This is a genomic window from Rhodanobacter sp. L36, assembly GCF_009765755.1.
Taxonomy (GTDB): domain Bacteria; phylum Pseudomonadota; class Gammaproteobacteria; order Xanthomonadales; family Rhodanobacteraceae; genus Rhodanobacter.
In genome coordinates, this window is sequence record NZ_LMUV01000003.1 from 228,163 (window position 1) to 245,651 (window position 17,489).

15 protein-coding genes, 4 tRNA genes and 1 pseudogene are annotated in these 17,489 nt (G+C 60.8%); 16 read left to right on the plus strand and 4 right to left on the minus strand.

Features of this window, described 5'->3' with window-relative positions:
• Positions 1-60: 60 nt before the first annotated feature.
• The 5 genes from GSQ73_RS06125 (at position 61) to ychF (ending at position 3,689) form a co-directional block, all read left to right on the plus strand.
• A tRNA-Gln gene (locus GSQ73_RS06125) sits at positions 61-137 on the plus strand.
• 51 nt (positions 138-188) lie between these two features.
• Positions 189-1,130 carry a ribose-phosphate diphosphokinase gene (locus GSQ73_RS06130; protein WP_174236066.1) on the plus strand — a complete coding sequence of 314 codons (942 nt, stop codon included), beginning with the start codon at positions 189-191 and terminating at the stop codon, positions 1,128-1,130.
• An 81-nt stretch (positions 1,131-1,211) separates the two neighbouring features.
• Positions 1,212-1,910 carry a 50S ribosomal protein L25/general stress protein Ctc gene (locus GSQ73_RS06135; protein WP_158882108.1) on the plus strand — a complete coding sequence of 233 codons (699 nt, stop codon included), beginning with the start codon at positions 1,212-1,214 and terminating at the stop codon, positions 1,908-1,910.
• A 50-nt stretch (positions 1,911-1,960) separates the two neighbouring features.
• Complete coding sequence (gene pth, locus GSQ73_RS06140) at positions 1,961-2,545, plus strand: aminoacyl-tRNA hydrolase (RefSeq protein WP_158882486.1); 585 nt, start codon at positions 1,961-1,963, stop codon at positions 2,543-2,545.
• 55 nt (positions 2,546-2,600) lie between these two features.
• A complete protein-coding gene (ychF, locus tag GSQ73_RS06145; RefSeq protein ID WP_158882110.1) occupies positions 2,601-3,689 on the plus strand; it encodes a redox-regulated ATPase YchF in 1,089 nt (362 codons plus the stop codon).
• A 36-nt stretch (positions 3,690-3,725) separates the two neighbouring features.
• Here ychF and GSQ73_RS06150 read toward each other — a convergent pair whose 3' ends face one another.
• The 4 genes from GSQ73_RS06150 to GSQ73_RS06165 form a co-directional block, all read right to left on the minus strand.
• Positions 3,726-5,735 carry a S9 family peptidase gene (locus GSQ73_RS06150; protein WP_158882112.1) on the minus strand — a complete coding sequence of 670 codons (2,010 nt, stop codon included), beginning with the start codon at positions 5,733-5,735 and terminating at the stop codon, positions 3,726-3,728.
• A gap of 55 nt (positions 5,736-5,790) precedes the next feature.
• The gene (locus tag GSQ73_RS06155) at positions 5,791-8,889 is read right to left on the minus strand and encodes a TonB-dependent receptor (RefSeq protein WP_158882114.1); all 3,099 of its coding nucleotides are present in this window, start codon (positions 8,887-8,889) and stop codon (positions 5,791-5,793) included.
• A 141-nt stretch (positions 8,890-9,030) separates the two neighbouring features.
• Positions 9,031-10,137 (minus strand): FecR domain-containing protein, encoded by a 1,107-nt coding sequence (locus tag GSQ73_RS06160; protein ID WP_158882116.1) that lies wholly within the window; start codon positions 10,135-10,137, stop codon positions 9,031-9,033.
• Positions 10,115-10,702: a sigma-70 family RNA polymerase sigma factor gene (locus GSQ73_RS06165; RefSeq protein WP_158882118.1), complete on the minus strand. Its 588-nt coding sequence runs from the start codon at positions 10,700-10,702 to the stop codon at positions 10,115-10,117. Before GSQ73_RS06165 ends, GSQ73_RS06160 begins: the two co-directional genes overlap by 23 nt.
• A 479-nt stretch (positions 10,703-11,181) precedes the next feature.
• On the opposite strand from GSQ73_RS06165, the pseudogene GSQ73_RS18140 reads away from it, so the two are divergent.
• The 11 genes and pseudogenes from GSQ73_RS18140 to rplW all read left to right on the plus strand — a co-directional run.
• A pseudogene (locus GSQ73_RS18140) lies at positions 11,182-11,445 on the plus strand (Type 1 glutamine amidotransferase-like domain-containing protein); the annotation flags it as partial.
• Between the two features lie 423 nt (positions 11,446-11,868).
• Positions 11,869-12,882 carry an isoaspartyl peptidase/L-asparaginase gene (locus GSQ73_RS18005; RefSeq protein WP_254063316.1) on the plus strand — a complete coding sequence of 338 codons (1,014 nt, stop codon included), beginning with the start codon at positions 11,869-11,871 and terminating at the stop codon, positions 12,880-12,882.
• A 57-nt stretch (positions 12,883-12,939) separates the two neighbouring features.
• The gene (locus tag GSQ73_RS06175; RefSeq protein WP_158882120.1) at positions 12,940-13,428 is read left to right on the plus strand and encodes an acyl-CoA thioesterase; all 489 of its coding nucleotides are present in this window, start codon (positions 12,940-12,942) and stop codon (positions 13,426-13,428) included.
• Positions 13,429-13,532: 104 nt separating this feature from the next.
• Positions 13,533-13,618, plus strand: a tRNA-Tyr gene (locus tag GSQ73_RS06180).
• An 18-nt stretch (positions 13,619-13,636) separates the two neighbouring features.
• Positions 13,637-13,710, plus strand: a tRNA-Gly gene (locus GSQ73_RS06185).
• Positions 13,711-13,833: 123 nt separating this feature from the next.
• Positions 13,834-13,909 (plus strand) — tRNA-Thr (locus GSQ73_RS06190).
• Between the two features lie 78 nt (positions 13,910-13,987).
• The gene (gene tuf, locus GSQ73_RS06195) at positions 13,988-15,178 is read left to right on the plus strand and encodes an elongation factor Tu (RefSeq protein ID WP_158882122.1); all 1,191 of its coding nucleotides are present in this window, start codon (positions 13,988-13,990) and stop codon (positions 15,176-15,178) included.
• A gap of 423 nt (positions 15,179-15,601) precedes the next feature.
• Positions 15,602-15,913: a 30S ribosomal protein S10 gene (gene rpsJ / locus GSQ73_RS06200; protein ID WP_007082173.1), complete on the plus strand. Its 312-nt coding sequence runs from the start codon at positions 15,602-15,604 to the stop codon at positions 15,911-15,913.
• Positions 15,914-15,933: 20 nt separating this feature from the next.
• The gene (gene rplC, locus GSQ73_RS06205; RefSeq protein ID WP_158882124.1) at positions 15,934-16,575 is read left to right on the plus strand and encodes a 50S ribosomal protein L3; all 642 of its coding nucleotides are present in this window, start codon (positions 15,934-15,936) and stop codon (positions 16,573-16,575) included.
• Positions 16,576-16,586: 11 nt separating this feature from the next.
• A complete protein-coding gene (rplD, locus tag GSQ73_RS06210) occupies positions 16,587-17,189 on the plus strand; it encodes a 50S ribosomal protein L4 (protein ID WP_158882126.1) in 603 nt (200 codons plus the stop codon).
• On the plus strand, positions 17,186-17,479 hold the full coding sequence (gene rplW, locus GSQ73_RS06215; protein ID WP_056386840.1) for a 50S ribosomal protein L23: 294 nt from the start codon (positions 17,186-17,188) through the stop codon (positions 17,477-17,479). The genes rplD and rplW overlap by 4 nt, the downstream gene beginning before the upstream one ends.
• The last annotated feature ends 10 nt before the right edge of the window (positions 17,480-17,489 follow it).

The window sequence follows — 17,489 nt, forward strand, 5'->3', positions numbered from 1 at the left end:
TGCGGCGGCACGACAGTTTCAGCGAGTACGAACAAAAGTATCAGCGAACACAACAAATACTGGGGCGTCGCCAAGCTGGTTAAGGCACGGGATTTTGATTCCCGCATACGCAGGTTCGAATCCTGCCGCCCCAGCCATCCATGATGGCTTTCGTACCGAGGTTCTCTATCGTGGATACGTCCACCCCGATGATGCTTTTTACCGGTAATGCGCACCATGCCTTGGCGGAGGATGTTGCCCATCGCCTCGGCGTGCCACTCGGCAAAGCGCTGGTCGGCACGTTCAGCGATGGCGAGGTGCAGATCGAGATCGAGGAAAACGTTCGCCGACAGGAAGTGTTCGTGCTGCAGCCCACCGGCGCGCCGAGTGCAGTGAACCTGTTCGAATTGCTGGCGCTGGCCGACGCACTGAAGCGGGCGTCCGCGGCGAGCGTCACCGCGGTGATCCCTTACTTCGGTTACGCACGGCAGGATCGCCGCCCGCGCTCGGCGCGCGTGCCGATTACCGCCAAGCTGGCCGCCAGGATGATTGGCGCCGCAGGTGTCGATCGCGTGCTGACAGTCGACCTGCATGCCGACCAGATCCAGGGCTTTTTCGATATTCCTGTCGACAACGTCTACGCTTCACCGGTGCTGCTGGCCGACATCTGGCGCAACCACAGCATGGACGACCTGATCGTGGTCAGCCCGGACGTCGGCGGCGTGGTGCGTGCTCGCGCACTTGCCAAGCGACTGGACGACGCGGACCTAGCGATCATCGACAAACGCCGGCCGAAAGCCAACGTGGCCACGGTGATGAACATCATCGGCGACGTCAGTGGCAAGGTCTGCGTGTTGGTGGACGACATTGTCGACACCGCCGGCACGTTGTGCGCGGCGGCTGCAGCTCTGAAGGAGCGCGGCGCGCGCAAGGTCGTGGCGTACTGCGTGCATCCGGTGCTGTCGGGAGCGGCAGTCAGCAATATCGAAAACTCCCAGCTCGACCAGCTGGTAGTCACCAACACCTTGCCGCTGAGTGCCGAAGTCCAGGCCTGCGCCAAGATTCGCCAGCTTTCGGTCGCCGAGCTGCTGGCGGAAACCATTCGCCGTATCGCCTTTGGCGAGTCGGTGAGCTCGTTGTACGTGGATTGATTTCAAACCCGGTTCCTCTGGTCGCGGGGGAACCACACAAGCTGCCGCGAGGCAGTTCATCACACCAAGGTAGTTACTGAAATGGCCAAGACTCATGAAATCAAGGCGCAAAGCCGCAAGGACGGGGGGAAAGGTGCGAGCCGCCGCCTGCGTCACGCGAACTTTGTGCCTGCCGTCGTTTACGGCGCCGGTCAGGATCCGGAAAACATCCAGATCGTGCACAACACCATCCTGCTCGCCGCCAAGCACGAGTGGTTCTTCTCGTCCATCCTCGATCTGAACGTGGACGGCAAGGTGCAGAAAGTGCTGGTGCGCGACTGGCAGAAGCATCCGTTCAAGCAGCTGATGATGCACATGGATTTCCTGCGCGTCGACGAAAACCAGGCCGTGCGCATCAACGTGCCGCTGCACTTCCTCAACCAGGAGAAGTCGCCGGCTGCGAAGACTTCCGGCGTGGTCGTTTCGCACAACCTCACCGAAGTCGAAGTGATCTGCCTGCCCAAGCACCTGCCGGAGTTCATCGAACTCGACCTGGCTGAACTGAAGGAAGGCGACATCATCCATCTGTCGCAGCTGACCCTGCCGGCGAACGTCGAGATTCCCGCGTTGCAGCTTGGCGAGGCTCACGATATCGCCGTGGTCACGGCAACCGTGGTCAAGGAAAGCGCTGCGGACGTCGCGGAAGACGCCGCTGCCGAAGCCGAAGCCGAAGCCGCGAAGGCTGCTGCTGCCAAGTCCGGCGGCAAACCGGCTGCCAAGCCGGCAGCCGACAAGAAGTAAGCCATCGAAACCCCGCGCCTTGGTGCGCGGGGTTTCGCATGTCTGCCCGCATGGCTGGTTTGCGACTCATTGTCGGGCTAGGTAATCCCGGCGCCGAATATCTCAGAACCCGGCACAACGCCGGGTTCTGGTTTGTGGACGCCCTCGCCAGCGGTCACGGCGAGCGATTCGCTTTCGACGGCAAGCTGCATGGCGAAACCTGCAGGGTGCGCATCGGCGGCGAGCCGGTGTGGCTGCTCAAGCCGTCAACCTTCATGAATAAAAGTGGCATCGCCATTGTCTCGGCGCTGCGCTACTACAAGATCGAGCCGGAGCAGTGCCTGATCGCGCATGACGATCTGGATCTGCCGCCTGGCACCGTGCGCCTGAAGTTCGACGGCGGACACGGCGGCCAGAACGGTTTGCGCGACACCATGGAACATCTCGGCCACGGCAGGTTTCATCGCCTGCGCGTGGGCATCGGTCATCCCGGCCATCGCGATCAGGTCACGCCGTGGGTGCTGGGCCGGCCTTCGGCGAAAGACGAGGACGCGATCCTCGACGGTATAGGCCGTGCGCTGGACGTGCTGCCGTTGGCGGTGGAAGGCCAATTCGAGAAAGCAATGCTCCGCCTGCACACGGTGGAAAACGGCTGAGCGGAGTTGATCCGTCGCCACTTCACTCCACGATATTCATTACTGGATACACACCATGGGCATCAAATGCGGCATCGTCGGCCTGCCTAACGTCGGCAAGTCCACCTTGTTCAACGCGCTGACGAAAGCCGGCATCCCGGCGGCGAATTTTCCGTTCTGCACGATCGAACCGAACGTCGGCATCGTGCTGGTGCCCGATCCGCGTCTGAATCAGTTGTCCGCGATCGTGAAGCCGCAAAAAATCATCCCGACCACGATGGAATTCGTCGATATCGCCGGTCTCGTTGCCGGCGCATCGAAGGGTGAGGGCCTCGGCAACAAGTTTCTTGCACACATCCGCGAGGTCGATGCGATCGCCCACGTGGTGCGGTGCTTCGAGGGTGATGTGATCCACGTCGCCGGCAAGGTCGATCCCATCTCGGATATCGAGACCATCGACACCGAACTGGCGCTGGCCGATCTCGAATCGGTGGAAAAGGCGTTGAACAAAGCCGAGCGCGCCGCCAAGGCGAACGACAAGGAAGCGCTGGCAAAGAAACCCGTGCTGCAGAAATTGTCGATCGCGCTCAACGACGGACGCTCCGCGCGCTCGATCGGCCTCGATGCCGAAGAGAAGGCGCTGGTGCGCGACATGTTCCTGCTCACGCTGAAGCCGCTGATGTACATCGCCAACGTCAGCGACGACGGTTTCGAGAACAATCCATTGCTCGACGCAGTGCGCGCCCGTGCCGTCGTCGAAGGTGCGGAAGTGGTGCCGGTGTGCGCGGCCATCGAAGAGGAAATGGCGCAGCTCGAAGACGCCGACCGCGACGAATTCCTGAAGGACATGGGATTGGACGAGCCGGGCCTGAATCGCGTGATCCGCGCAGGCTACAAGCTGCTCGGCCTGCAAACGTATTTCACCGCGGGTGAAAAAGAAGTCCGCGCGTGGCAGGTCAAGGCCGGCTCCACCGCGCCGCAGGCGGCGGGCGTGATCCACACCGATTTCGAACGCGGCTTCATCCGCGCCGAGACCGTCGCGTTCGACGACTTCATCAAGTACAAGGGCGAGGGCGGCGCCAAGGAAGCGGGCCGTTTGCGACTGGAAGGAAAGGACTATCTGGTCAAGGAAGGCGACGTGCTGCACTTCCGTTTCAACGTCTGAGCACGCGCGCCGAACGTTGTCACGCCGGCCAACCGATCACTTGAGATATTTCTCCATCCACCCGATCCATCGGCGGTAGATGTCGCTGACCTGCACGATGTCGTGCGGCAAGTGCGACGTTTCGGGATAGGCGTAGAACTCGACCGGCACACCGTTATCGCGCAGCCCGTGGTACCACTCCTCGGCGTTGACCATCGGCACGTTCGAGTCCATCACGTCGGCAAGAATCAGCGTGGGAGCCTTGACGTTGCGCACATAGGTGATCGGTGATTGCGCGCGCCAGATGTCCCACCCGGCATTCGTCCAGGGCGATGATCCCAACAGATAGGCGTCGCCTTCCTGGTAATAGGAAATGCTGTAGTCCATCAACCAGTCAGTGACCGGCGCGCCGGCGACCGCCGCTTTCCAGACGTCGTAATGACTGGTGAGCCACGCAGTGAGATAGCCGCCATAGGACCAACCCGTCACGCCGATGCGGCGCTCATCCACGATGCCCAGCTTTTCGACCGCGGCGAGCCCGGCCATTACGTCCTGGCCCGGGCCATCGCCGGTGTTGCGATAGATCGCGTGCTGGTAGGCGTCGCCCAGATTCGGGCTGCCGCGGTAGTTCGGCTGAAACACCACGAAGCCGGCGGCTGCCAGCAACTGCGCCAGGCGCTGAAACCCTGCGTTGGAGGACATGGTGGGGCCGCCGTGAATCACCAGCACCAGCGGATATTTTCGGTCTGCTTCGTATCCAGCCGGATAAACCAGCACGCCGTCCTCGCGAAAGCCGTTCGGGCCCTTCCATTCGATCGACGCAGTGCGTCCCAGCTGGATCGAATCGATGAAGGCATTCACGTCGGTGAGCCGCCGCGGCTTGGCGTCGATGGAATCGAGAACGTACAACTCGCCGGGATGATTGGCGGTCGTGCCGATGAAGGCGATCGCGCCGGTGCTGGAAACGCTCATGCTGGTGGTGTCGTTGCTGGTCGTGGTGCCGAGACCATCATTGGCTTCCACATCGCCAAGATCGAGCAGCGTCGCTTTTCCTGAAAGCGGTTGCTTCCACAACGCCGTGTGCGTACCCAGTGCTCCGGCAGTGATCAGCGTCTGGCCGTCGCGCATCCAGGCGTAGGTGCTGAAATGTCGCGCCAGCGTCGCAGTGGCATCGAACGTTTTCCCACGGGTGCTCACATAAATAGCGTCGCCGTTGTTCCGGTCGCCATCGCGTGGGCGGGAATACGCAGTGGCGTCGCCCAGTGGCGCAAATTGGAAATGGCCGGACGTTTCGTCGGATACCAGCGTTCGCATGCCACCGCTGGCGACATCCACTTCCGCGATGACGGAATGGAACGACGAAGCCCAGTACACACCCGGAAATTTCGTGAATGCGATGCGCTTGCCGTCGTGGCTCCACGCGGGCGTGGTCGTGCCGCCGGGCTCGGTGCCAAGACTGAAGTCACCGTCAGTCAGTTGCCTCGCTTTTCCACCTGACGCGGGCGCGACCCACAATTGCCATGACGCCACTTCCCTGGTCAGCAGGTAGTGGCCGTTAGTGACATGGAATGACTTGTCGTTCGCCTTGATCGCTTCCGCATGCGGCGGCGGGTCCTGCGCGACGAACGCAATGCTTGCTCCGTCCGGGCTCCAGGCGTAGTCGTCCACGCCTCGCTCGTTGTCGGTCACACGCAAAGTGTTGTCGCTGGTGACGGGCATCACGAAGACCTGCGTCTGTTTCGTCGCCGGATCTTTCGCGAGGAACGCCAGCCGTGCGCCATCGACAGACCATCGCGGCGAGGAAAGATTTTCGCGATTCGCAATCAATGCACGGCGTGCGCCACTGACCACATCGACCAGATCGATTTCCTTCCTGGCCTTGTCTGCCTTCCAGTCTGGCGTGGAAACGATTACGGCGATTTTTTTGCCGTCCGGCGATATCTGCGGATCGGCGAGAGCCACGATGCGCTGCAGGTCGGTCAACTGGAATACGGGCGCGGCTGCTCGAACGTCAAGGCACGTCAAAAAGAAGATCGTGCAGCAGATGGCGCGACGCACGAACTTCATGCATGTTTTCCCGACGAGATGCCGTGCGAGGCATCTCGTGAAAGCTCCGGTTCGATCATGGATGGCTGCCGCCGAGCTTGATGCTCGCTTCTAGGAAAAAGGAGCGGCCGGTCGGATTGTTCCAGGGGATGTAGTAGTACGGGTAACTGGTCCAGGTGGAGTCATGCCTCGGCTTGCTGTCGAACAGGTTGTCGACGACCAGCGATAGATCGATGTTCGGTGCGATGTGGTATCCGATTGTCGCGTTGTAATCGAACGTCGGCGCAAGGCGCATGGTTCCGTCGTAGTTCGGTATGCCGCTCAGGCGCGAGCCGTACAGCGTGGTGGTGAAATCGTGGAAGGTCCATGTCACCGAGGCGTTGGCCTTGGTACGCGGGATCAGGTAGTAGTAAATGTCGGTCATTTCATTGTCGACCGGCACGTCGGGCGAAAGCCTCGTCTTGTGCATGATCACGTAGGTGGCACCCACGTGGAAATCGAACTTGCCGAACGAGTCCGTGGCAAGGTGATAGTGCGTATCGAAATCGACACCGGATGTCTGGTCCACCGCGGCATTGATCGGAAGCACCAGCACCGAGGTGATGCCGTTCGGGTTCGAGGGCGCACTGGGCGAATTGCGCACGACCTGGCTTTCGATCTGCTGGCAGAACGACGAATTGCCATCGACCGGGTTGCCGTTGACATCGACGCCCAGTCGGCAATCGGCTTCCTCGCGCAGAATTTCGTCGCTGCTCTGGTATTCGACTTCGTTGTTCACCTTGATGTTGTAGTAGTCGGTGGTGAAGTCGAGGTCTGGCGTAGGGGAGTACACGAAACCGTAAGTCAGCGACTTGCTGGTTTCGTCCTTCAGAGCGGTGCTGCCGTGGCTGCGGCCGTTGTAGTCGACATCACCGTTGGTGCAATTGTCTTCGTAATCCGGGCCGCTCTCCGGCTCGTCGCGGCGACACTGGTAATAGTCGGTGCCACTGGAACTGGAACCGCTGTCGCCGGCATACAGATAGGCAAGATCGGGCGCGCGAAAACCCGTGCCCAGCGAGCCGCGCAACAACAACGTCTTGAACGGTCGATATTCAAATCCCACGGCATACGTACCTTTGCCCGACGAGTTGTCGCTGTAGTCGTACTTGTCGTAACGGCCGGCGGCGGTGACCAGCAGCTGCGAAAAGATCGGCACGCTGAATTCGACGCCGGCACCGGAGTGACTGCGAGAACCGACCGCCGTGGTGTTGTGCAATCCGTAATACGAGCCGTCCAGCGATAGCGGATCAGCTTTCAGGCCGAAGTACTGGTTGCCATATTCGGCCACACCGGCGAAACCGACCGGGCCAGCCGGCAGATGAAAAAGTTCGGTGTTGCTGACCGTGAGAGACCAGTTCTCGGCGCGGCTCTTGTCGTTGTCGATCGAGTCCTGGGTGATGGATCGAAACTGTTGCACCGTCAGCGGTGCGTACAGACGGCCCGGCGGCGCGTTGTAGATCTGGTATCCGCTATCCGGATCGATACCCAGCGATGGACCAAGATAAAGAGCCTGCGCCTTGGACGCTACGAGCGCCGGCTCTTTGCTCTTGAGTTCGTTTTGCGAATGACCGAACGAGCCTTCGTAGTCCCACTGGTCGTCGCTGCCGAAGCTGCCTTTGATTCCGGTGGTCAACGAAAGCGTGTTGTTGATGTTGCGAATTTCACCCGGGCCCAGGCCGCCGTTTTCTTCAACGGTGAAATAATTGCGTTCCCATTGTTCAACCTGGCCGGTGGCCTGGTTGTAGAACGGCGTCGGCGTGCAATCGCCATTCAACGGTTCGCAGTTCTCCCATTTCAACGGCGTGTTGTAGCTGTCCTGGTGGGACGTGCTGGCCAGCACGTCGAGGAAAAGATCCATGTGATCGGTGATGTGGTACGTGCCCGATCCGAAGAAGTTGGCCGACTTGCGTCCGTTCTCCAGCGTGCCGTAACCGACGTCCTTGTAGCTTCCGCAGTAATAGCCGGGGCCGCCATTGTTGTCTGGCGCATAGCCGGGGCGCGAAGCATAGAAAACCGAACCCTGATCCAGGTGTGAAAGACCATCACAGGTCGCCTTGCCCGGATCGAGATAATTGCCGTTGACGTCCTGGCGAACGAACGTCTGGCCCGCCACGACATCGGAAGGATCAGCCGGACTGTCCAGGCGCGAGTCGGTGAAGTTGCGCTGGAAGTCCCAGATCGGTTTGGCTTCGTAGAGTTCCAGCGCGAACACCGAGTCGAACTTGTCGTTCGAATAACCGCTGCTTATCTGAAGTCGCTGCGAACTTCCGCCGCCGTGCTGGGTATCGCCCGCGCGATAGTCAAAGGTGGTGCCGTCGGCTTTCTTTTTCAGGATGAAGTTGATCACGCCCGACATCGCGTCGGAGCCGTAGATCGCCGAGGCGCTGCCACTGAGAATTTCCACGCGGTCGATCAGCGACGTCGGCAGATTGGAGATATCGGTGAAGTTGCTGTTGCCGCCGTAGGCCTGCGGATAATCGGCAATGCGTCGCCCGTTCACCAGCACCAACGTGTGGTTGGGGCCGAGGCCGCGCAGGTCGACCGCTTGCGCACCCGGCGAGAAACCGTCGGTGGTCTGGTTGTTGTCGAGCGCGCCGAGATTCTGCGTCAGCGACGTCATCACGTCCGACACCGTCGCGAAACCGTTCCGCGCGATGTCCTGCGCAGTGATCGTGATGACGGGCGCGGGCCCTTCCACTTGCGATCGCGGAATGCGCGAACCCGTGACGATGACGGGTTCAAGCTTGGTTACCGATTGAGGTTTCGCTTCGGCGGTCGCGTGGGTTGTTGCGCGTTTCGGGCGCGATGCGCCAGTCGGCGTGCGCGGTCCAGTGCCTTTCACGATCACCATGGCGCCGGATGCATCGTGATGCACGGTAAAGCCGCTGCCTGCCAGCAAGCGTTGCAGCGCATCGTCGGTGGACAAGTTGCCGCTGACGCCCCGCGTTCGCAGTCCGCGGAGCTGGTCCGCCTGATAGATGAATTGCGCGCCGGATTGCCGCGCCAGACTGTCGAGCGCGGTAACCAGGTCGCCGGCGGGAATCTGCAGCGAACGAACGGTGCTGGTTTGTGCGTAAGCCGCGAAGGATGCCGAGCAGGCCAATGCGAGCAGCGTAGTGCGAAGCGAACGGATCATGATCACCCTCTCCCCAGGGTGGCGCGCGCAATGGCGCCGTTGACTAGCGTGACGAACGTGTGTCGCGAATCCCCCATCCATGACGATGCCGTTACGCATCGAGGAAATCGCACCCGCGCGGTGACCGAAGCGAGCGATTGTCTAGCGGCTCTTCAACACGATGGCATCGTTGCCGCGCACGGCACGAATCGGAAAGCCGAGCTCGAGCAATCGCACGAACGAGTCGGCGTTCGACCAGCGGAAATTGCCGCCCACGCGCATGGCGCCGATCGATGCATCGCCGATGATGATCTTGCGTGCGTTGTATCGGTTGAACTCCGCCACGGCGGATGCGAGCGGCGTGCCGTGGAACGAGATGAAGCCACTGCGCCAGTCGAGAAACTCTTCCGCCTGCTGCACGGAACCCGAGTTCACCACCACGCCGGCGTCGGTCGCCAATGCAACACTGCCGGCCGGGAGCAGGGTAGTGGGCTGGTTGCGTCCGGTGGGACCGTTGTCCGATTCCAGCCGCACGATGCCCTGGGTCACGATGACGCGCAGGTCGTCCGCATCGCGACGCACGTCGTAGCGCGTGCCGACGGCGATGGCACGTCGATCGCCGGCACTGACCACGAAAGGTCTGTGCGGATCTTTCGCGACCTTGAAGAAAGCTTCGCCTTGCTGGAGATCGATATGGCGTTCGTTGCGCGACAAGGTGACTGCCACTCGGCTGTCGCTACTCAGGGTGATCACCGAACCATCGGCCAGCGCGACATCCTGCAGTCCGCCGATCGCCGTGCGATACGAAGCCTGCTCCACGGCACTGTATCGATGCCAGCCGAAAGCCAGCAAGCCCGCTAATGCGATAAGGCACGCGCCGCTGGCGTAATGGAACACGCGACGACTATTTCTTTGGATTGGCTTTCTTTCCGAGTGTGCGGGATGCGCATGTCGATGCGACAAAGCGGGACGCAAACGATCGAGCGTGGCATCTGAAACATCGCTAGCGAGATCACGAGGATCGAGCGTGCCCTGCAAACCCCACGCGCCGCGCGGTGGAACCGTGCCGGTGGGCAAGCCAGCGCCGAGCGCTTTCAGCCGTCCACTTTGACGCCACGCTGCATCCAGGCGCAGGTACGCCACGCGATGGGCGATGGATTCATCCAGCCATGCGTCGAGTGATGATTGATCATGTGCGGACCATGATTCCGCATCCCGCCTGGCCAGCCACGCGGAGGCGAGTCGTTCAATCTGCCTGCTGCTGGTCATGACCATCCTCGCTTCCATGGCCGGCTTCGCTACGGCGATGCGCGTGATGCACACGGCCCGGGCCGTAGAAATAATCCGCGATCAGACGCATGCCCTTGGCTACCTGTTTTTCCACGGTCTTCTCGCCGATACCCATGCGCAATGCGACTTCCTTTTGCGGCAATTCCTCCACGCGACGCAACCACAGCACTTCCCGGCAACGGTCGGGCAGGCGGTCGAATGCATCCGTCAGGTGTTTCAGTTCCTGCCGCGCGCTCAATCGGCGCTCCGGTGAAACCTCGTCTACCAAGACGTTCAGCGCGTCCATATCACCCACGGCATCGATCGAAACAACGCGCGCGCGGCGCAGGCGGTCGGTCATCAGGTGACGCGCGATAGTGAACATGAAGGATTTCGGCATCAAGGGACGCGCCTTCGCGGCGGCCTCGTAAACGCGTACGTAGATGTCCTGGCGCAGGTCGTGGATTTCGTCGCGGCGATACCACGTACGCGAGAGATAACGCGTGAGCGCACTCTCGTGCGCGAGGATTTCGCGAATGAACCAGTTGTCGAGCGAGTCGTCCACGGCACTGACAATAAACCCAATGCAACGAACAACGACAGCGCCACGACGCGTTGGAAGCGAATTTTTTCAAACACGAAACAGCGCGTGGGGGATCGTTGGTTCCTGTTCGTCACGGGCATGGATGTCTGGCGTGTTTCTGCCGTGCATTCCTGCCTGTTTACTCCCTGACGGAAGATTGATCGATGATGTCGTCCACTCGTTCGCACCGCAACGCACGCGTGTTTTTTTCCTTGCTGTTTTCGTCATGCATGGCGCTCGCAAGCGTTGTTGTCAGCGCAAAATCGCCAAATGCCACCGCGGCACGCAACGGTTACGAGTACTACGAAATCGGCAACGTGCACGCGCCGCGACTGGGCAACACCGAAGCGGCTTTGATGCTGATGGGCGGTGGACAGTGGCCGCACAAGGCGTTTGCATGGTTCGCGGCCAAGGGCGGTCACGGGCACTTCGTGATATTGCGCGCGTCCGGCGAAGACGACATGCAGAAGGAACTCTTCACCGATGTCGGTGGCGTCACGTCGGTGCAGACGCTGGTGTTTCACAGCCGCGAGGCGGCCAGCGATCCGAAGGTGCTGGATATCGTGCGCCATGCTGATGGCATCTTCATCGCTGGTGGCGATCAGTCCAACTACGTGCATTTCTGGAAAGGCACACCGCTCAACGATCTGCTTAACCAGCACGTGCAGCACGGCAAGCCGATCGGTGGCACCAGTGCCGGGCTCGCCATCCTCGGCGCGTACGCGTACGGCGCGATGGACGGCGGCAGCATCACATCAAAAGAAGCGCTGCACGACCCGCTCGGCAAAGGCGTGACGTTGCTCGGCGATTTCATGCATCTGCCGAACATGCAGCACGTCATCACCGATACGCATTTCCACAAACGCGATCGCCTCGGTCGGCTGATCGCATTCGTTGCCAACGTGCGTCATGCAGGGCACGCAGATGTCGTCGGCCTGGGCGTGGACCAGGATGCTGCGCTGTGCGTCGATGGCAACGGCACGGGGCGACTGTTCACCATCGACAATGGTTTTGCATGGCTGGTGCAGCCGAAAGCCGAGCCGGACCGGATCGAACGCGGCAAGCCACTCGACTATCGGAACGTGCATGTCACGGGCGTCGGCACGCAAAGTCGCATCGATCTGCATGATTTCAAGGTCAGCCGGCCGGTGTTCGATGCAGTTGCCGATGTCCAAGACGGCGAACTCGCATTGCGCGGCGAACATGCGCCGCTGCTGCTGATCCACGGCGGCGCGGGTGTGGAGCGCGCGAGCATGACGCCGCAGATGGAAGCAGGCGCGCGCGCGGCACTCGAGCTGTCGCTGCGAAAAGGCTATGCGGAACTCGAAGCCGGAAAAACCGCGACGGATGCGGTGGCGAGCGCGATCACCGTGCTGGAAGACGATCCGCTATTCAACGCCGGCAAGGGCGCCGTGTTCACCCACGATGGCAAGAACGAACTGGATGCATCGATCATGGATGGCTCGACGCTGGCCGCCGGTGCGGTCGCGGGCGTCCATCGCGTGAGAAACCCGATCCTGCTGGCGCGCGCGGTGATGGAGCATTCGCCGCACGTCATGATGGTGGGCGATGGCGCGGAAACCTTCGCCACGGAGCAGGGCTTCAAACTGGTTGATCCGTCGTACTTCCGTACCGATCGTCGGTGGCAGGAACTGCAGAAGGCGTTGAAAGACGATGCGGCCGGCGTGCCGCTGACCGAGCGTTTGATGGCGCTCAAGCATTTCGGCACGGTCGGTGCGCTCGCGCGCGACAGCGAAGGCCGGCTTGCTGCCGGCACCTCGACGGGCGGCATGACCGACAAGCGATACGGCCGCGTGGGCGATTCGCCGATCATCGGTGCCGGCACTTATGCGGATGCGGCATGCGCGGTTTCCGGCACGGGCTGGGGCGAGTTCTACATCCGCGTGTCGGCAGCGCGCGAAATATGCATGCGCATGACCGAATTGAACGAGTCCGCCGAACAAGCCGGCAAGGCGGTGATCAACGACGAGATTCCGCAGATGGGCGGCGATGGCGGAGCGATCGTTCTTGGCGCCGATGGCAGCATCTCGATGCCATTCAACACCGAAGGCATGTATCGCGGCTGGATCGGCGCCGACGGCGTGCCGCACGTGGCGATCTACTCCAGCGATGTGCTGGATTTGCCGCAGCCGATGCACTGAGCGACGGACGAGTTGCAGCTGCCATAATCCGCGGGCTGCATTCCCGTTGGAGTCACGATGTCAGGCCAGCAGAGCGAAGTCACTTTCCGTTTTCTCGCCCAACCCACCGATGTGAACTTCGGTGGCAAGGTGCATGGCGGCATGGCGATGAAATGGATCGATCAGACCGGTTATGCCTGCGCAGTTGCCTGGAGCGGCGCGTATTGCGTGACCGCGTCGGTCAGCGGCATCCAGTTCGTGGCGCCCATCCTGATCGGCGATCTGGTCACCGTGCGAGCGCGGCTGATCCATACCGGCACCAGCAGCATGCACATGGCCGTCGATGTGCTGGCTCGCGACCTGCGCAAGGGTGAGCAACGGTTGGCTACCAGCTGCGTGATGGTTTTCGTCGCGCTCGACAGCCCGGACGGGAAGCCCACACCGGTGCCGCACTGGGAGCCGCGCGATGACAACGAACGGCGGGTACAGGAACAGGCGAAGCGGTTGCTGGAAATGTCCAAGGGCATGGAGCATCTGGTGGACACGCGCGGCGCCGAATTGGGTTGAAAAGCGTGTTCGCCGGAGTGTTTGAAATCACTTCCGCAAGGCAATTCGGAGCCGCGAGGTGTTGACAGTCCTGGCCTCGATCCACACAATACGCGTTCTTTGTTGGAGGGATACCCAAGCGGCCAACGGGGGCAGACTGTAAATCTGCTGGCTTACGCCTTCGGTGGTTCGAATCCACCTCCCTCCACCAGCAGAGTGTCCGCGCAGGGCGGGAGTAGTTCAATGGTAGAACATCAGTTTTCCAAACTGATTACGCGGGTTCGATTCCCGCCTTCCGCTCCATTGCGCTGCATCTGCCAAACACAACTCGACCGGTGCATGTAATGCGCAGGTCGATGCTTTTTGAATCGTCCAGCATGGAGGCTGGTGTTTTCGTTACCGTCATGGAAGACGGCTGAAGTTTTCGCTCATGTAGCTCAGTCGGTAGAGCACTTCCTTGGTAAGGAAGAGGTCACAGGTTCGATTCCTGTTATGAGCACCATCTTTTCGACCGTCAAGGTTATCGTCCCGCAAGGGTTAAGTTCTCTCAATTCATCGACTCCATCGGGGTTTAGCGCGCATGGCAAAGGGTAAATTCGAACGCACCAAGCCGCACGTCAACGTCGGCACGATTGGTCACGTGGATCACGGCAAGACGACGCTGACGGCAGCGCTGACGAAAGTCGGTGCGGAACGTTTTGGTGGCGAGTTCAAGGCATACGACGCGATCGATGCGGCGCCGGAAGAGAAGGCGCGCGGCATCACGATCTCGACGGCACACGTGGAATACGAGTCGCCGAACCGTCACTACGCGCACGTGGATTGCCCGGGACACGCCGATTATGTGAAGAACATGATCACCGGCGCAGCGCAGATGGACGGCGCGATCCTGGTGTGCAGCGCGGCCGATGGCCCGATGCCGCAGACGCGCGAGCACATCCTGCTGAGCCGCCAGGTGGGCGTGCCGTACATCGTGGTCTACCTGAACAAGGCGGACATGGTGGACGACGCGGAGCTCCTGGAGCTGGTCGAGATGGAAGTGCGCGAGTTGCTGACCAAGTACGAGTTCCCGGGCGATGACACCCCGATGATTCACGGTTCGGCCAAGCTGGCGCTGGAAGGCGACCAGAGCGAGATCGGCGTGCCGTCGATCATCAAGCTGGTCGATGCGCTGGACAGCTACATCCCCGAGCCGGTGCGCGTGATCGACCGTCCGTTCCTGATGCCGGTGGAAGACGTGTTCTCCATCTCCGGTCGCGGCACCGTGGTGACCGGTCGTATCGAGCGCGGCATCATCAAGGTCGGCGACGAAATCGAAGTGGTCGGCATCCGTGCGACGCAGAAGACCACCGTGACCGGTGTGGAAATGTTCCGCAAGCTGCTGGATCAGGGTCAGGCAGGCGACAACGCCGGTCTGCTGCTGCGCGGCCTGAAGCGTGACGACGTGGAGCGTGGTCAGGTGCTGGCCAAGCCGGGCACGATCACCCCGCACACCGACTTCGAGGCGGAGGTCTATGTGTTGTCCAAGGACGAGGGTGGTCGTCATACGCCGTTCTTCAAGGGCTACCGTCCGCAGTTCTACTTCCGCACCACCGACGTGACCGGCGCTTGCGAGCTGCCGGAGGGCGTGGAGATGGTGATGCCGGGTGACAACGTGAAGATGGTGGTGAGCCTGATTCACCCGATCGCGATGGACGAAGGCCTGCGTTTCGCCATTCGCGAAGGCGGCCGCACCGTCGGCGCCGGCGTCGTGGCCAAGGTCCTCAAGTAAGTCTTTATCCCGCATGGCTGTTTGTGGTCATGCGGGATACTTGAAGACAGCGTGCAGAATCCGCTGAATTTATCGTCGGACCTCTTCACTAAGCAAAGATTTGCAGTTATACTTCGCAGCTTGCTTGTCGACCGAAAGAAGATTTGGGTCGATTTACCGCGAAATGAGGTGCAGGAAGCACTTCGAGTTCGCCGGCCGGGATGGCCCTCGCAATCGCTGTAATCACGGGGTTTTCCGTCATTTCAACGTATGCGTGAACCGCAATTCAAAGTCTAGGCGAGCCTTCAATGTGCTCGCCTAGCTTTTTCGGATCTGGAGGCTCGTCTTCGATGACGGTTTCCAATGTAGTGGTAAAGGGTTGTGCGAGGTGGTGAGAAGCCACTTCGTTTCACATGACGTTCTTTCGACAACAGGACACGGTTTATGGCGAACCAGAAGATTCGGATTCGGCTGAAAGCGTACGATCATCGTCTGATCGACCGCTCGGCCAGCGAGATTGTTGAGACGGCAAAGCGCACGGGTGCCACGGTACTTGGCCCCATCCCGCTTCCGACCAAAATCGAGCGTTACACCATTCTGACGTCGCCGCACGTCGACAAGGATGCACGCGATCAGTACGAGACCCGTACGCACAAGCGTGTGCTCGACATCGTCGACCCCAACGACAAAACCGTGGACGCGCTCATGAAGCTTGATCTCGCCGCTGGCGTCGATGTTCAGATCAAGCTCGGTTGAGCGACAGACAGGATACGAAGATGAGTATCGGATTGGTTGGCCGCAAATGCGGCATGAGCCGAATCTTCACTGAAGATGGCCGCTCGATTCCGGTGACGCTGATTGAAGCGACGCCGAACCGGGTGACACAGCTGAAGACGGACGATAACGATGGCTACAGCGCCGTCCAGGTTTCGACGGGTATCAAGCGCGCGAACTTGCTGACGCAGCCGCTTAAGGGGCACTACGCCAAGGCTAAGGTGGAGCCGGGTCGTGGTTTGTGGGAATTCCGCGTGTCTTCCGATGACCTCGGCAAATACGCCGTCGGCGCCGAGATCAAGGCGGACGACATTTTTACCGTCGGACAGATCGTCGACGTGGCTGGCGTATCGAAAGGCAAGGGTTTCCAGGGCACGATCAAGCGCTGGAACTTTAAGATGGGTGATGCCACCCACGGCAACTCGCTGTCGCACCGCGCACCGGGCTCCATCGGTCAGCGCCAGACGCCGGGCCGCGTGTTCCCAGGCAAGAAAATGTCCGGCCACATGGGTGCGGTCAATCGCACGCAGCAAGGCCTTGAAGTGGTCAAGGTCGACGCCGAGCGTCATCTGATCGCGGTGAAGGGTGCGGTGCCGGGTGCCACCGGTGGCGACGTCATCATCCGCCCGACGACGAAGAGCTGAGGAGAGACGACATGGAACTCAATGTCATTGGCGCCAAGCCGCTCAGCGTGTCGGACGACGTGTTCGGCGGTGAGTACAAGAAGGCCCTGGTTCACCAGGTCGTGGTCGCCTATCAGGCGGCAGGTCGTGCAGGCACCCAGTCGCAGCTTTCGCGCGGCGAGATGTCCGGTACCACCAAGAAATTCAAGAAACAGAAGGGCGGTGGCGCTCGCCACGGTGACTATCGCGCACCGATTTTCGTCGGTGGTGGTCGCACCTTTGCAGCCAAGCCGCGCAGCTACGAGCAGAAGGTCAACCGCAAGGCCTACCGCGTCGCGATTCGCTCGATCTTTTCCGAGCTGATTCGTCAGGATCGTCTGAAGGTTATCGAGAGCTTCGGCATCGACAATCCCAAGACCTCCACGATGGTGGCCAAGCTGGCCGAGCTGGAAGTAAGCGGTCGCGTGCTGCTGGTGTCGGAAGATGCATCCGAGAACGTGTTTCTGGGTGCGCGAAATATTCCGTACATTCATGTGCTGGATGTGATGGCGCTCAACCCGGTCAGCCTGGTCGGTTCCGACCATGTGGTGGTCACGGTTGAAGCCGTGAAGAAGATCGAGGAGTGGCTGGCATGAACAACGAACGCATTCTCGATACGTTGCGCGCGCCGCACATTTCCGAGAAATCGGCGCGTCTGGCCGAGCACAACCAATATGTATTCGTGGTTGCTCCCGCAGCAACCAAGGCTGATGTCCGTGCTGCCGTGGAGAAGTTGTTCGACGTGAAGGTCGAGCAGGTGAACCTCGTCAACACCAAGGGCAAGGTCAAAGCCTTCCGCCAACGTGCCGGCAGCCGTCAAGGCAAGCGCAAGGCCTACGTGCGTCTCGCCGATGGTCAGACCATCGACGTGTCCGCCAAGGCCTGAGCCAGGAGTT

Coding starts and splice junctions, on each gene's coding strand:
- GSQ73_RS06175 (WP_158882120.1), top strand. CDS start 12,940: ATGTCAGGCCAGCAGAGCGAAGTCACTTTCCGTTTTCTCGCCCAACCC.
- GSQ73_RS06155 (WP_158882114.1), bottom strand. CDS start 8,889: ATGATCCGTTCGCTTCGCACTACGCTGCTCGCATTGGCCTGCTCGGCA.
- GSQ73_RS06135 (WP_158882108.1), top strand. CDS start 1,212: ATGGCCAAGACTCATGAAATCAAGGCGCAAAGCCGCAAGGACGGGGGG.
- GSQ73_RS06160 (WP_158882116.1), bottom strand. CDS start 10,137: ATGACCAGCAGCAGGCAGATTGAACGACTCGCCTCCGCGTGGCTGGCC.
- GSQ73_RS06130 (WP_174236066.1), top strand. CDS start 189: ATGATGCTTTTTACCGGTAATGCGCACCATGCCTTGGCGGAGGATGTT.
- rplD (WP_158882126.1), top strand. CDS start 16,587: ATGGAACTCAATGTCATTGGCGCCAAGCCGCTCAGCGTGTCGGACGAC.
- rplC (WP_158882124.1), top strand. CDS start 15,934: ATGAGTATCGGATTGGTTGGCCGCAAATGCGGCATGAGCCGAATCTTC.
- rpsJ (WP_007082173.1), top strand. CDS start 15,602: ATGGCGAACCAGAAGATTCGGATTCGGCTGAAAGCGTACGATCATCGT.
- tuf (WP_158882122.1), top strand. CDS start 13,988: ATGGCAAAGGGTAAATTCGAACGCACCAAGCCGCACGTCAACGTCGGC.
- ychF (WP_158882110.1), top strand. CDS start 2,601: ATGGGCATCAAATGCGGCATCGTCGGCCTGCCTAACGTCGGCAAGTCC.
- GSQ73_RS06150 (WP_158882112.1), bottom strand. CDS start 5,735: ATGAAGTTCGTGCGTCGCGCCATCTGCTGCACGATCTTCTTTTTGACG.
- pth (WP_158882486.1), top strand. CDS start 1,961: ATGGCTGGTTTGCGACTCATTGTCGGGCTAGGTAATCCCGGCGCCGAA.
- rplW (WP_056386840.1), top strand. CDS start 17,186: ATGAACAACGAACGCATTCTCGATACGTTGCGCGCGCCGCACATTTCC.